Annotated in this window: 15 protein-coding genes; 6 read left to right on the top strand and 9 right to left on the bottom strand. The window is 31.6% G+C overall.

The annotated features are described in order from the left end of the window. Positions 1 to 172: 172 nt before the first annotated feature. The 8 genes from B0A75_RS20590 to B0A75_RS01555 all read right to left on the bottom strand — a co-directional run bounded on the left by B0A75_RS20590 (position 173) and on the right by B0A75_RS01555 (position 7,947). Positions 173 to 424: a hypothetical protein gene (locus tag B0A75_RS20590; RefSeq protein WP_089052531.1), complete on the bottom strand. Its 252-nt coding sequence runs from the start codon at positions 422 to 424 to the stop codon at positions 173 to 175. A gap of 197 nt (positions 425 to 621) precedes the next feature. After that, complete coding sequence (locus B0A75_RS01525; protein ID WP_089052532.1) at positions 622 to 1,368, bottom strand: LytR/AlgR family response regulator transcription factor; 747 nt, start codon at positions 1,366 to 1,368, stop codon at positions 622 to 624. Between the two features lies 1 nt (position 1,369). Continuing rightward, positions 1,370 to 2,797, bottom strand: a complete 1,428-nt coding sequence (locus B0A75_RS01530; RefSeq protein WP_244284329.1) for a tetratricopeptide repeat-containing sensor histidine kinase — start codon at positions 2,795 to 2,797, stop codon at positions 1,370 to 1,372. 383 nt (positions 2,798 to 3,180) lie between these two features. Next, the gene (locus tag B0A75_RS01535) at positions 3,181 to 3,573 is read right to left on the bottom strand and encodes a hypothetical protein (RefSeq protein WP_089052534.1); all 393 of its coding nucleotides are present in this window, start codon (positions 3,571 to 3,573) and stop codon (positions 3,181 to 3,183) included. 254 nt (positions 3,574 to 3,827) lie between these two features. Beyond that, positions 3,828 to 5,963 (bottom strand): polyribonucleotide nucleotidyltransferase, encoded by a 2,136-nt coding sequence (locus B0A75_RS01540; RefSeq protein WP_089052535.1) that lies wholly within the window; start codon positions 5,961 to 5,963, stop codon positions 3,828 to 3,830. Between the two features lie 177 nt (positions 5,964 to 6,140). Next, positions 6,141 to 6,407: a 30S ribosomal protein S15 gene (rpsO, locus tag B0A75_RS01545; protein WP_007804772.1), complete on the bottom strand. Its 267-nt coding sequence runs from the start codon at positions 6,405 to 6,407 to the stop codon at positions 6,141 to 6,143. 98 nt (positions 6,408 to 6,505) lie between these two features. Continuing rightward, complete coding sequence (locus tag B0A75_RS01550) at positions 6,506 to 7,453, bottom strand: energy transducer TonB (protein WP_089052536.1); 948 nt, start codon at positions 7,451 to 7,453, stop codon at positions 6,506 to 6,508. Positions 7,454 to 7,491: 38 nt separating this feature from the next. Continuing rightward, positions 7,492 to 7,947 (bottom strand): GAF domain-containing protein, encoded by a 456-nt coding sequence (locus tag B0A75_RS01555; protein ID WP_089052537.1) that lies wholly within the window; start codon positions 7,945 to 7,947, stop codon positions 7,492 to 7,494. Between the two features lie 71 nt (positions 7,948 to 8,018). Here B0A75_RS01555 and xrtF point away from each other — a divergent pair, with 71 nt between their 5' ends. From xrtF to B0A75_RS01585, 6 genes are all read left to right on the top strand, one after another. Then, positions 8,019 to 8,555 (top strand): exosortase family protein XrtF, encoded by a 537-nt coding sequence (xrtF, locus tag B0A75_RS01560; protein ID WP_089052538.1) that lies wholly within the window; start codon positions 8,019 to 8,021, stop codon positions 8,553 to 8,555. After that, entirely contained in the window at positions 8,545 to 8,982 is a 438-nt protein-coding gene (locus B0A75_RS01565) for an exosortase F system-associated membrane protein (RefSeq protein ID WP_089052539.1), read from the top strand. The genes xrtF and B0A75_RS01565 overlap by 11 nt, the downstream gene beginning before the upstream one ends. Before the next feature lie 56 nt (positions 8,983 to 9,038). Next, positions 9,039 to 9,437, top strand: a complete 399-nt coding sequence (locus tag B0A75_RS01570; RefSeq protein WP_089052540.1) for an HYC_CC_PP family protein — start codon at positions 9,039 to 9,041, stop codon at positions 9,435 to 9,437. Between the two features lie 104 nt (positions 9,438 to 9,541). After that, entirely contained in the window at positions 9,542 to 11,548 is a 2,007-nt protein-coding gene (locus B0A75_RS01575; protein WP_089052541.1) for a TonB-dependent receptor plug domain-containing protein, read from the top strand. A gap of 26 nt (positions 11,549 to 11,574) precedes the next feature. Next, positions 11,575 to 11,916 (top strand): heavy-metal-associated domain-containing protein, encoded by a 342-nt coding sequence (locus tag B0A75_RS01580; protein ID WP_089052542.1) that lies wholly within the window; start codon positions 11,575 to 11,577, stop codon positions 11,914 to 11,916. 133 nt (positions 11,917 to 12,049) lie between these two features. Continuing rightward, positions 12,050 to 12,730 carry a DedA family protein gene (locus B0A75_RS01585; protein ID WP_089052543.1) on the top strand — a complete coding sequence of 227 codons (681 nt, stop codon included), beginning with the start codon at positions 12,050 to 12,052 and terminating at the stop codon, positions 12,728 to 12,730. Between the two features lie 274 nt (positions 12,731 to 13,004). Here the strand turns inward: B0A75_RS01585 and rodA are convergent, their stop codons facing one another. Further along, positions 13,005 to 14,240 carry a rod shape-determining protein RodA gene (rodA, locus tag B0A75_RS01590; RefSeq protein ID WP_089052544.1) on the bottom strand — a complete coding sequence of 412 codons (1,236 nt, stop codon included), beginning with the start codon at positions 14,238 to 14,240 and terminating at the stop codon, positions 13,005 to 13,007. Positions 14,241 to 14,253: the final 13 nt, after the last annotated feature.

Consider the following 14,253-nt stretch of genomic DNA (forward strand, 5'->3'; position numbering starts at 1 on the left):
AACCTTTTAGAATTTCTGTTAAATTGTGATAATTTATTTACTTTTTGTGATTTTGCAGAATATTATAACAATTTTTTTAAGACATACAATATAAATAAAAACCCTAATCAAGCTAATGAATAGGGTTTTTGGCATTAATGAATTGAGGGCAAATATTATCGTTTAAAGGAATTTATTCGTAAGAATCATCCGTACTGTCTAGGATTTCATCAAATATCTTTTTTAATGATTTTAAATAAAGAGGGAATGAAAGTGCTAGTAATACATATTCTATTCTTAAAACAGTTATGTCGTCTAGTATTCGATATAAGCATGGAATAATAATGACTAAAGAAACTGCGACCCCAATCCAAGGATTATTTATTATCTTTTTTATGGTTGGTAAAAGTTTCATTTCGGTTTTCTGATTTAATGTGATTCTCATCTACTTTTTTATTAGTTTCTTGATGTAAAAGTACTTTCGATTCTAAGCTCTTATCTTAAAAATGTCATGAAAGCCGTTTTTCTTGTCATGAAAAGTGCAGTATGTGCTTTCGAAGGAATAATAGGCAGTAAAAACGAAAAAATCCTCTTGAAATAAAGAGGATTTTGGAGAGGTATATTTTATTTTAAAAGTTTTAATTATGATAAAACATTCATCTTTTTTATGAAATCTTTATAGGTGTCACTCAAGGTTATTTTATGGTTTCCTTTTAAAATAATCAAATTATCGGCAAGAATGATTTCTTCTATTTTTTCTGAATTTACAATTGTGTTGCGATGCGTTTTTATGAATTTGTTTTTATCTAATAAATCACTGATTTTGGTAAGCGAAATCAAGATTACAAATTTCTCCTTTTCAGTTATAATATTGCAGTAACGTTCTTCAACTTCTATATAGAGAATATCAGTTAGAGCAACTTTTTTCAGAGTGTTCTTTTTTTTGATAAACAAAAAGTCGTTACTGATTACAGTATCTTGTTCTTCGCTCAAAAAAACATTCGTTTGTTCGTAAAACTTTTCAACTGCCATTTCTATAGCATATAGAATTTCCAGCTCGTTAAAAGGTTTCATTAAAAAACTAAAAGGTTTTGTGAGTTTTGCTCTTTCAAAAATCTGTCGGTCTTGAGAACTTGTTAAAAACACAAATGGCTTCGATGCATTTGGAATTATATTAATTGATTCTGCAAAAGTAATTCCGTCTGGTTTTCCATCTAGAAAAACATCAATTACAATAATGTCGACCGCTTTCTCGTAAAAGAGCTGTAAAGCATCTGTAAAATTTCTTGCCACTCCCGCAATTGTATAATTGTTTTCAAGCAGTACTTTTATTAAAGCATCACTTTGTTCTGGAGTATCTTCTATAATTAAAACATTAATATTATCCATACTATTTTGTTTTAGGTAATCTCATTATCATTTTAGTTCCTTTGTTGACTTCGCTTTCAATAAAAAATGTACCGTCATTTTTTTTGATCATTTGTTTACATAATTGTAAACCTAATCCAGTTCCAATAATTTCGGAGTTCTCTTTTTTAGATAATAAGTCGGTATCTTGAAGTAATTCATCAATGCTGTTTTGACTCATTCCAATTCCAGTGTCCTCAATTATAATCTCGCAAAATTCGGAATCTATTTCTTTAGTGTAAAATTTAATTTGACCATTTTGATGGCTAAACTTAATGGCATTGTCTAATAAATTTCTGAATACAATTTTTAATGAATCAAGATCTACAAACAAAAAAATGCTTTTCGAGACCAAATTTTCAAATGTTATTGCTTTGTCTAAAAGTAAAGGTTTGTAGTTGTATTCGATTTGTTGAATTATAGAGTATAAATGAACAGATTCTTTATGAAAGTACAATTGTTTTGTTTGTAACAAGGCCCAGTGCAATAAATTATCTAATAAGCTGTAAGTGCCGTTTGCGATGTTACTGTTCTGGATAATTAATTGATTTAACTCGTCGTAATTTTTAGTCTCTAATGTGGCAGATAATTTAGAATTGCTTGTTTTTAATGCATTTACAGATGAACGCAAGTCGTGACTCACGATTGAAAATAGTTGATCCTTAGCTGCATTTAATTCATCAAGTTTGTTTTTTTGCTGTAGAATGATTTTACTGTTTTTTACTTTTTGGGCATAGAGATAAACTCCTCCGGTTATAATTAACAGTAGTCCAATTGCAGAGAAAAACAAACCATTACGTTGTGAGTTTTTTAGTTTGTTTTCTATCTCGAGTACTTTTATTTGTTTTTGTTTTTCAGCAACGGCGAATTTTTTTTCAAAATCAGCTATTGCCCAAATTTTACTCTGATTGTTTAGGGAATCTTTCCATCGTTCAGATTCTTTTCTGTACTCTAAAGCTTTTTTAAAATTGCCTCTGTTTTCTTCTACAGTTGCCATATTGAATGCGGCGTTTTCCTTTTTGTCAAAGTCTTTTGTTTTTTTAGAAAGTAAATATGCTTTTTCAAAATACGGAATAGCCTCTTTGTCTTTGTATTGGGAATAATATAAATTAGCAATATTTTGATACAATAGTATGAGTGAGATTGTGTCGTTTTCTTTCTCTTTTATTTCTTTACTTTTTAGTAAATAATTTTCGCTTTTTGTGAATTCATTAAGATGCAAATAGCAAACTCCAATATTTTCATAAACAACACTTATTTTGTAATCTTGATTGTTGTTGTTGGTTGAGTTTTTTTCGACTTCTGTAAAATAGCCAATTGCTTTTTTAAATTCTTTGAGTTCTAATGCGACTTCACCTAAAGTTTTATTTACTAACGGATAAAATGAGAATTTTTTTGAAACTAAACTCATTTCTGTTTTTGATTCCTTAAACAGTTTTAATTCTCTAAAGGAACACCCTCTTAAAAAATGACAGTAATCAGCGAGTTCTCGATTTTTTCCAGAGCTGAGTTGTTTCATGGAATAGACTAAAGTAGAATCCCATTTTTTGCTAGAAAAAAAATGTTGCGCTTTATAGAAGTTTATATCTTCTTTAAAATGAATAGTGTGTTTTTTAAGCGTTTCGTTAAACGAGGAGATATTGGTTTGTGCTTTGGCAAAGTATGAGATGAAAAATAAACACAGAACTGAAAGGGTAATAGTTTTAAGTTTGTGCATTTTACAATATTTTAGTTGATATTATTAAAATATGGCGAGCAAATAAATTGCTGCGCCATATTGTTTTATTTATGGTTTTAACTGCCAACACCTGTTTTTGTTCCTCGCGAAGTTTCAGGATCAATGTCTTTTAAGTATGAAACTACCTCTGTAATATTGGTTACAGTATCTGAGGTATAATCTAATTCAACGTACCAAACGTCGCAGCTTTCTGGTGTTTCTTCAGAGAAATCATAATCAAAATAAACTTGTAGAGCATCTTCAATTTCAGTTGGTTCTTCTACAGTTGGATTGTTTGGGTCTAGAGAATTGATGTATAATGTAGCTCTAATTTTTAAGGTTGGTACTCCATTTGGTTCATATAATTTTACTGAAACTAAAGGAGGAACCGGATAAGTAACATTTTTTGGATCTAAAAAAATAAAATCTTGAGAATTAATTCTGGTGTTTTGTATTACATTATAGGCCATAATTATGGTTTTAGGATTAATTATTTGTTATTGGTAGTTAAAGATATTTTTTTTCTTTTAATAAAGTGAGGAAAAAGAGGTGTTTTTTAGTTTGTTTTTGTTTTTTGCTCATTAAAATAGTTATGAGCATGACTTTTTTATTGAAAAGACAATAATGAAGTTTGATTGGTTTTGAGATAAAAAACGAAAAACCCCAATTCAACTAAATGAATCGGGGTTTTCTATGAATAAACCTTTAGTAAACTAAGATCTGATTACTCTTTTTTCTCCTCACGTGGAGGTCTTGGAACAAGTGCTTTTTTAGACACTTTTTCTTTTTTAGTTTTAGGGTCAACTCCTAAGTATTTCACTTGGAAAACATCTCCCATTTTAACTACGTCAGCAACGTTTTCAGTACGTTCCCAAGCTAGTTCAGATACGTGAAGTAATACTTCATTTCCAGGCGCAGCAGTATATTCTACTACAGCTCCAAAATCAAGCATTTTGATTACTTTAACTTCGTAAGCTTCTCCCATTTGAGGTTTGAAAGTGATAGATTGAATTTTTGCCAATACCGCTTCAATTCCAGCTGGATCTGTACCTAAAATTTCGATAACACCTTGTTCGTCAACTTCGTTGATTACAATAGTTGTTCCTGTAGCTTTTTGTAATTCTTGAATTACTTTTCCACCAGGTCCAATTAAAGCTCCAATAAAGTTTCCAGGAATAGTTCTGGTGATGATTTTTGGTGCATGAGCTTTAACGTCAGCTCTTGGAGCAGCGATTGTCTCAGTTAATTTTCCTAAAATGTGCAAACGTCCATCACGAGCTTGAGCTAAAGCTTGCTCCATAATGTCATAACGTAAACCATCAATTTTGATGTCCATTTGACAAGCTGTAATACCGTCAGCAGTTCCAGTTACTTTAAAGTCCATATCTCCTAAGTGATCTTCATCGCCTAAAATATCTGACAATACAGCAAATTTCTCTCCGTCAGTAATTAATCCCATAGCAATTCCAGAAACTGGTTTTACCATTTGAACTCCAGCATCCATCAAAGCCATTGTTCCAGCACAAACTGTTGCCATAGAAGAAGAACCGTTAGATTCTAAAACCTCAGAAACAACACGAATTGTATAAGGACAATCAGCAGGAATCATATTTTTCAACGCTCTTTGAGCTAAGTTACCGTGACCAACTTCTCTTCTTGAAGTTCCTCTTAATGGTTTTGCTTCACCAGTAGAGAAAGGAGGGAAGTTATAGTGTAAGTAGAATTTCTCTTCACCTTGTTCAGATGGAGAATCGATTTGGTTTGCTTCTCTAGATGTTCCTAAAGTTACTGTAGCCAAAGCTTGAGTTTCTCCACGTGTAAATAAAGAAGAACCATGAACTCTTGGTAAATAATCAGTCTCACACCAGATTGGTCTGATATCTGTAGTTTTTCTACCATCTAAACGAACACCTAATTCTAATACTACATTACGAACAGCTTCTTTGTTTGTTTTGTAGAAATATTTAGAAACTAAATCACCGTCAGCAGCTAATTCTTCTTCAGTAAATAAAGCTTTTACTTCTTCTTTTACTTCAGCAAATGCAGCGCCTCTTTCGTGTTTAGCTGATCCAACTTTTGCAATAGCATAGATTTTATCGTATGCTGCAGCTTTTACTTTTTTGTAAATTTCTTCGTTTTCTTTCTCACCTTCGTAAGTACGAATTTCTTTTTTACCAAAAGCAGCTTGTAAACGGTATTGAGCTTGAATTTGAACTTTGATAGCTTCGTGAGCAAATTTAATCGCTTCGATCATTTCAGCTTCTGAAATTTCTTTCATCTCACCTTCAACCATTGCAACAGAATCCATAGAAGCACCAATCATCATGTCGATGTCAGATTTTTCTAACTCTTCTCTGCTTGGGTTGATTACTAATTTTCCGTCGATACGTGCAACACGTACTTCAGAAATTAAGTTATAAAAAGGAATGTCAGAAACAGCTAATGCTGCAGATGCAGCTAAACCAGCTAAAGCATCAGGCATAACAGTTTCGTCATGAGACATTAACTGAATCATAACTTGTGTTTCAGCATGGTAATCGTCTGGGAAAAGCGGACGTAAAACACGGTCAACTAATCTCATTGTCAATACTTCGCTGTCGCTTGGACGTGCTTCTCTTTTAAAGAAACCTCCTGGGAAACGACCTGCTGCTGCAAATTTTTCGCGGTAATCTACCGTTAATGGTAAAAAATCAACGCCAGGGTTTGATGTGCGAGCTGAAACTGCTGTTGCAAGAATCATAGTGTCGCCCATTCTTACTACTACCGAACCGTCAGCTTGTTTTGCTAAACGACCCGTCTCGATTGTGATGCTTCTGCCATCACCTAAATCGATCTTTTCTACAAATAATTGTGGAATCATAATTTTTCCTTATTGGTTATACAATGGGTTTTAGTTGTGTTGTAGTTGTTGTTGTGTGTAGTTGTTGTTTCTAAAACCCAATGAAAAACCAAACTTTTTTTCTTATAAATGCTTGTAATTAAATACAATTCTGTAAAAAACAAAAAGAGGCACTCTCGCACCTCTTTTCTATATTGATTATTTTCTGATATTCAATACTTTGATAATCTCACGATATCTGTTGATCTCTTTCTTTTTCAAGTAATCAAGTAACGCTCTTCTTTTACCTACTAATAGTACAAGAGAACGCTCAGTGTTGTAATCGTGACGATTTTTTTTCAAGTGTTCAGTTAAGTGTGAAATTCTGTAAGTGAACAATGCAATTTGACCTTCTGCGCTTCCAGTGTTTGTTGCACCACCGTGTTGTGCGAAAATCTCTTCTTTCTTTTCTTTAGTTAAATACATTCCAATATTATTTAATGATTTTTATGTATGTCAATACAACTTTTGTAAGACGGGTGCAAAAATACAACTTTTTTTTGAAAAATAAATAGTATTGAATCTTATTTTGTAATTATTGTTATTGGCAGCTTATAAAGTACTCTTACGGGAATGCCTCGATATACACCTGGATTCCATTTTTGCGCTTCGTTAATGAGTTTAATTGCATTTTCATCTAATCCGTAACCAACACCTTTTATTATTTTTGGATCTACTAAATTTCCTTCTTCATCTACAATAAAAGTCATATATATTTTTCCAGAAATTTTATTTCTTGCTAATGCAGGGATATGCATTGATTTTGCAACGTAGCTATAAAAAGAATTGATTCCCTTTTTAGGGGCGGGCTGCTGTTGTTTTGTGGTGTAAAAATGTTCTACGTTTAAAGAATCGGTTGTTACTCCCGAAATCAGATTTCCATTTTCATATTTCTCGACAAAACTTAATTTTTTATTGAAGTCTTTTCCTTTCCAAACAGCATCAGGCTGACCATTTTTCATTTTGCCCTCTTCTTCGTAGTTTTCGGTTTTATCTGCATAGTCTCCATTTCCGTCTATAACAATTCGTTCTTTTTGCGGATTCCAAAAGTTATTGATTTTACGTTCTACTTTTCCCTTTTTTCCTTCAGTGTATTCAATTTCAGATTTTAGATCTCCATTTTCATACCAATTAAATTCTTTTCCAGATTTTTTAGCATTGACATAGGATACAGTGGTTTTTTTATTTCCATTTTCATAATAAGAAACAGATTGTCCTTCGTTTATCATAACATCTTTATCTGTAGTATTTGCAATGTATTTTATCGCACCAGATTTATAATGGTCTTTGTAGACATAAGTTTTTTTCTCAGAATAATAATCTACAACAAGACGAGTGTATTTGTAATTTTCAGAAGTACTTGGCGTCCATAAAGAGTCGAGATAAATTAACTTGTTAGCCGAAATCGAGTTTTGAGCAAACATATTTGCTGCAGTAAAAAGAAACAGTAAGAAATGTAGAAATCGTTTCATAAAAGTTTAAGGCAAATGTTTGATTTAAAATGTTTTTCTTAGAATAAATAAGCGACTTCTTTATTTACAAATTCTAAAAATCTTTCATCAGCCTCAGTAAATGGATCAATCACGTGACTGTCAATATCTATTTGTCCTATATTAATTCCATTTACAAACAACGGAACAACAATTTCAGATTTTACTGTAAAACTACAAGCAATATAATTATCTTGTGCTTTTACATCAGGTACAACAAAATTGGCATTACTTTCGGCTACTTGTCCACAGATTCCTTTTCCAAAAGGAATTACAGTGTGGTCAGTTTCAGCTCCAACATATGGACCTAAATGCAGCGTTTTGTTTTCGTGGTTTGCAAAATAAAAACCTACCCAGTTATAGTATTCTACATTTTCATTTAATAATTGACAGATTGCTAGTAATTTTTCATCTCTAACAAGTTTGTTGTCAGATACTATAGCGCTTATTTTTGGTTGTAATTCTTGAAAAGTCATAATTTGAAAATTTTATACAAAAGTATTTAAAGCTGAACTCAAAAAAGATATAAATTTGAAAAAAAAATCTGTTGAAAAAATATTTAATTCAGTTCAAGCCTTTTTTAGTTTTTTTGAGCACTTTTTTCTCGGTTTATATTCTATTGACATTATTGTACAAAGTATATTTGAATGAGTTTAAAACTTATGAAGTTGACGGGATTACCAGTTTTGTTGGTAGCAATGTTGAACAAGTATTACGAGCGTTTAATTATGATGCCAAAGTTTTGAAAAACTCTTCAGGTTCTTGGTTAGAAGTTTTTTTAAATAATGAAGATGTAGTTCGTATTATTGAAGGTTGTAATGCCGTAAGTATTATGATTCTTTTTGTTTCCTTTATAATTGCATTTTCTGGAAAATTCAAGTTTACAGTACTTTATACCTTGTTTGGAGTTGCATTAATTTACATTTTGAATGTTTTGCGAATTGCAGTATTGACGGTTTTGCTGTTTTATTTTTCTCAATACGCTCATTTTTTACACGGAGTTCTCTTTCCATTGATTATATATAGTTCTGTTTTTATCTTATGGTTTATTTGGGTCAACAAATTTTCTAAGTATGCTAAATAGATTTAAAGAACATCGATCTAAAATATTGGTTTCTATTGTTATAGTGCTGTGCTTTGTGCTGATAAGAGCTTTTGAAACATCGTTGTTTTATGATCCTTTTTTGCAATATTTCGAGTCTGATTTTAGTAATGCTCAATTACCTAATGTTGATGTTTTTAAGCTTTTTTACAATCTTTTGTTTCGTTTTGCTTTAAATACAGTTTTATCTCTAGTGCTTATTTATGTACTGTTTAAAGATTTAGAAATTCTAAAATTTACGACTTATTTGTATTTGTTTTTTTTCTTGATTCTTTTCTCGATGTTCTTTATAGCTATCCAGTATTTTCAAGACAGCAGTTGGGTTTTATTTTATGTGCGAAGATTTATTATTCAGCCATTGTTAGTGTTGTTATTTATTCCTGCATTTTACTATCAGCTTCAAGATTAAAAAAAATAACATTTTATTAAGTTTTTAATCCGAGACTTTTTGGATACTTTTGCAGTATGAATTTAAAAAAGTGCACAGTATTATTTTTAGCGTTCTTGTTGTTGGTTTCCAACGCAGGTTTTGCTTTTGATGTGCATTATTGTGGAGGAGAGGTAGCTTCAGTATCTTTAAATACTACTGCTTCTGCAGCACCGCAAAAGAAATGTTGTGAAACGAAAGAAGAAAAATCATCTTGTTGTAAAGATAAAGTTGTTCATTTTGAGAAAAAATCTGACAACGCAACTTTCAAAGTCTTCTTTTTTCAACTTATAGCTCCAGCTGTAATTCAAGAGTATGATCCAGTCGTATTTTTGTCTATTCCAAATTTCAAAAGCAATCAGATAACTACTTATTATTCTGATGCGAATGCGCCCCCTTTATTTAAATTATACAATCAATATATTTTTTATTCCTGATTTTAATATTTAGAATCAAGCTCATGTGGCTTGTTATGTGCTGTTTTGTTGTTTCTCATTGAAACTAAAACAGAAATTTCTAAATAATATTAAAATCTTTTTTTATGCAAAAAAATATCACGCTTTTTGTGATGTTGTTGCTTTCGATTTCTGCATTTGCGCAGGAAAACCTTGAGGAAGTGAAAATTACAAAAAAGCAAAAAGGACTTAAAAAGTCTTATACTCTTACCGCAAATACATCATTAATAACAAGTAAAGAACTTTTAAAAGCCGCTTGTTGTAATCTGGCTGAAAGTTTTGAAACTAACCCATCAATTGATGTTAATTTCTCTGATGCTTTAACTGGAACTAAACAGATAAAAATGTTGGGCTTAACAAGTCCTTACTTGTTGATTACTGAGGAAAATGTTCCGTCAGTTCGAGGTGCTTCTCAAGCTTACGGATTGTCTTTTACCCCAGGAACATGGATTGAAAGTGTTCAAATTACAAAAGGAGCAGGAAGCGTTGTAAATGGTTTTGAAAGTATTTCAGGGCAAATAAATACAGAGCTTTTAAAACCTTTAAATGACGATCCTTTCTTTTTAAATTTTTATGGTTCTACAGATGCGCGTTTTGAATTAAATACTCATTTTAATAAAAAAATATCTGATAAATGGGCAACAAGTTTATTTGTTCATGGAAATGCCCGTGTAGCTAAAAATGATATGAATAACGATGGATTTTTAGATAATCCGTTAGGAAAACAAATCAATGTTTTGAATCGTTACCAGTATTTTAATCCAGAAAGCGGCTTTGTTAGTTTTATCAATTTCAGATATATGAATGATAAAAAACAGACCGGCGAATTGGATTTTGATAAAGACACAGATCGTGGCACAAAAAATCATTGGGGATCAGAAATCAATACTGAACGTTTTGATGTTTCTACAAAGGTTGGATATGTTTTTAAAGATATGCCTTATCAAAGTATTGGTTTTCAAAATGCCTTTAATACTCATAATCAAAACTCTTACTTTGGCTTAAATCAATACAATATTAAGCAGAATAGTTTTTATTCTAATTTAATTTTCAACTCGATTATCAGTAATACGATGCATAAATTTGCAACGGGTTTAAACTTTACATACGATCAATATCAGGAGTTTGTAAATGTAAATGATTACAGTCGTATCGATAATTCTGTTGGAGCGTTCTTTGAATATACTTATGATAATACAGATAATTTTAGTTTGGTTTTAGGAGGAAGAGTTGATAATCATAACCGACTTGGTTTTTTCGTAACGCCAAGATTACATATGAGGTATAATCCTTGGAAAAATGGAGTAGTTCGTTTTTCTGCTGGTAGAGGAAAACGTTCGGCTAATATTTTTGCCGAAAATCAGCAGCTTTTTGCAAGTTCAAGAACATTTTCGATTTTAGACAACGGTGGGAAAATTTACGGTTTAAATCCTGAAATTGCTTGGAATTACGGTGTTAGTTTCTCACAAAAATTCCGTCTTTTCAATAAAAATGCAGAGGCAGGATTTGATATCTATCGTACCGATTTTAAGAATCAGGCAGTTGTTGACTTAATGCAGAGCCCGCAAGAAGTTTTATTTTATGATTTAAAAGGAAGTTCATTTGCAAACAGTCTTCAGGTTGAGTTTAATTATGAGTTGATTCATAATTTGAATTTAAGAACGGCATATAAATATTATGATATCCAAACAGATTATTTGAGAGGTACATTTCAGCGTCCGCTTCAAGCCAAACATCGTTTCTTAGGAAATCTTGAATACGAAACTAATTTAAATAATAATAAGCAATGGAAATTTGATTACACTTTCAATTGGTCGGGTAAACAGCAATTACCTTATACCGCATCAAATCCAACTGCGGACCAGTTTCCTAATTACTCGCCTTCTTATGCAGTAATGAATGTTCAGGTAACAAGAGTTTTTTCTCCTGTATTTGAAGTGTATGTAGGTGGAGAAAACATTGGTAATTACAAACAGGAAAAAGCTATTCTTGGAGCCAATGATCCTTTTGGACCAAATTTTGATGCTTCTATTGCATATGCGCCAATTTTTGGACAAATGTATTACGCAGGTTTACGTTTTAGAATAAAATAAAATTTCAATATAAATAATAAATAAAAATGAGAAATATCGTATTAATTGTAATGATGGTTTTTTTAGGTTTTTCAGCTCAAGCGCAATCTAAAAAGAATAAAAATTTAAAATACAAAACGGAGGTAAACGGCAGTTGTGAACTTTGTAAAAAACGTATTGAAAAAGCGGCTTATAATGTTCCAGGTGTAAAAATGGCTACATGGGATATTGGTTCGCATGAGCTTGCAGTGATTTTAAACGAAGAGAAATCATCAACAGCAGATTTAAATGCAGCTATTGCAAAGGTTGGGCATGACACGAAAGAGGTTAAAGCAACTGATGCAGATTATGAGGCTTTACATTCTTGCTGCAAGTATGTAAGAGAATAGCAGAATCTTTTAAGAGCCCAAGTGAATCTTGGACTTTTAATAGTTAATTTATCTTTAAAATATGGCATTTAATTGTGGTTAAAACAATTTATTGTTAATTTCACGAACTTATAAGTATAACCAAATTCTTTTTATGAATAATTTTGATTGGACGCAGTTAATAAACCCTGAATTTTATATAACGTTAAATATTGGTGGTTTTGAGATTGGGTTATTTATAGTTCTGTTTATAGTTTATGCTGAAACAGGACTTTTTGCAGGCTTTTTTCTGCCGGGAGATAGTTTACTTTTTTTAGCAGGTATTTACAGCCGTGATTTAATTCAAAATGTGGCATATATTCCAGGTGATTTCTTAAATGTATTTTTGCTTGCATTGGGGGTTGCTGTAATGGGAGTTTTGGGTAATATGACAGGTTATTGGTTTGGTGCCAAAAGCGGTTATTATTTATTTAAAAAAGAAGATTCATTTTGGTTTAAAAAGAAATACTTGTTACAGTCAAAAGATTTCTTTGAAAAATATGGTGGTAAAGCAATTATTTATGCTCGTTTCCTGCCAATTTTTAGAACTTTCGCGCCAATTGTTGCGGGGATAGTTTCTATGGATAAAAAGAAATTTATGTTTTACAATATTTTAAGTTCTTTCTTGTGGTCGTTTATCTTGATTTTTGCAGGACATTATTTATACGGTATCTTCTTGAAGCAAGGAATTGACTTAAAACACCATATTGAATACATTATCATTATTATCGTTATCATTTCTACTTTCCCAGTTTTGGTTAAGCTTTTAAAGAAAAGGCCAGCTGAGAAAATCTAAAGAAAATCTATAAACACCAAAAAAAGCCCGAAGCATTAAACTTCGGGCTTTTTTTATGTCTGTTATTAAGGCATGAAAACTATTATTTAATAGATTACAACGAGTGAAACCGCTGGAAATGATTATGTACTGAAATGATAAGAGAGATAAAAAAAGCTGTAACTCAGTTTTGAAAAACAAGAGTTGTAGCTTTAGATTAAATCTTTATTGTTATGCTGTAGGTATTTCTACGATTGGAATTTGGTATTTTTATTTGGCTTTTGGTATTTTTAATCTACCATTCATTTACCTTATTAGCATCCATCTTTAAGAAAATAAATAATAAGATAGTGAATCCCCATAAACCAGAACCTCCATAAGAGAAGAAGGGTAATGGGACTCCTATGGTTGGAAATATACCAATAACCATAGCAATGTTTACAAAGAAATGGGTAAACAAAATTCCTGCAACACAATAACCGTAAACGCGGCTGAATTTGGTTTTTTGCCTTTCAGCCAGATATATTACTCTTAAAAATAAGCCCACAAAAAGCAAAATAACGACTAAAGAACCTGCAAATCCCCATTCTTCACCTACAGTTGTAAAAATATAATCGGTATGCTGTTCAGGAACGAATCCTCCTTTAGTTTGAGTTCCTTCTAAAAAGCCTTTTCCAATCCATCCTCCAGATCCAATTGCAATTTCGGATTGGTTAGTGTTATAGCCAATACCTTTCATGTCTACAGTTTTTCCTAAAAGAATATTGAAACGGTCCCTATGGTGTTGTTTAAATACGTTGTCAAAAACATAATCAACAGAGAGTACAAAGCCCGAAATAACAACTAATAAAATAGCACTCAAAATAATATTTCGATCTACCGCCCGTCCTTTAAAATGTATAATAATTAGCACTCCTAAAGCTATTAAAATAACAGCATAAGGTTCTAAAACGAGCGTTAATACAAATAAAAGGATAGTAATAAAACCTGTCCAAACGTACCAAGAAGGCAATCCTTCTCTAAACAAAACAAGGATAAAAACACTGTATATTAAGGCACTTCCTGGATCGGGTTGAGGCAGGATTAACATTACAGGTAAAAAAACTATTGCTAGTGCCTGCAGCTGTCTATTGGTTTCTTTAAGGTTAATTTGGGTGTCACTTAAATATTTAGCTAATGCTAATGATGTAGCTGCTTTTGCGAACTCAGATGGCTGTAAAGTAAAGCTTCCGATTGCATACCAGCATCTTTGTCCTGCAATGGTTTTTCCAAACAGAAACAATCCGGCTAATGATAATAAGGATACGCCAAATATTATGCTGGCGTATTTTTCGTAAAATTTTCCATCAACAAAAAGCACAACAAAAATTAAAGGAATGGTACATCCAATAAAGATTAATTGTTTTTGATATGTTCCATCAGTTGATAATAGTGATGAAGAATAAATATTCAGCCACCCTAGTATTACCAATGCAATATAGATAAAGACACTTATCCAGTCAATGTTATTTTTTACACTTTGATTTTTCATTTGAAATAATCTT

This window comes from Flavobacterium oncorhynchi, assembly GCF_002217355.1.
In the GTDB taxonomy this organism is placed as follows: domain Bacteria; phylum Bacteroidota; class Bacteroidia; order Flavobacteriales; family Flavobacteriaceae; genus Flavobacterium; species Flavobacterium oncorhynchi.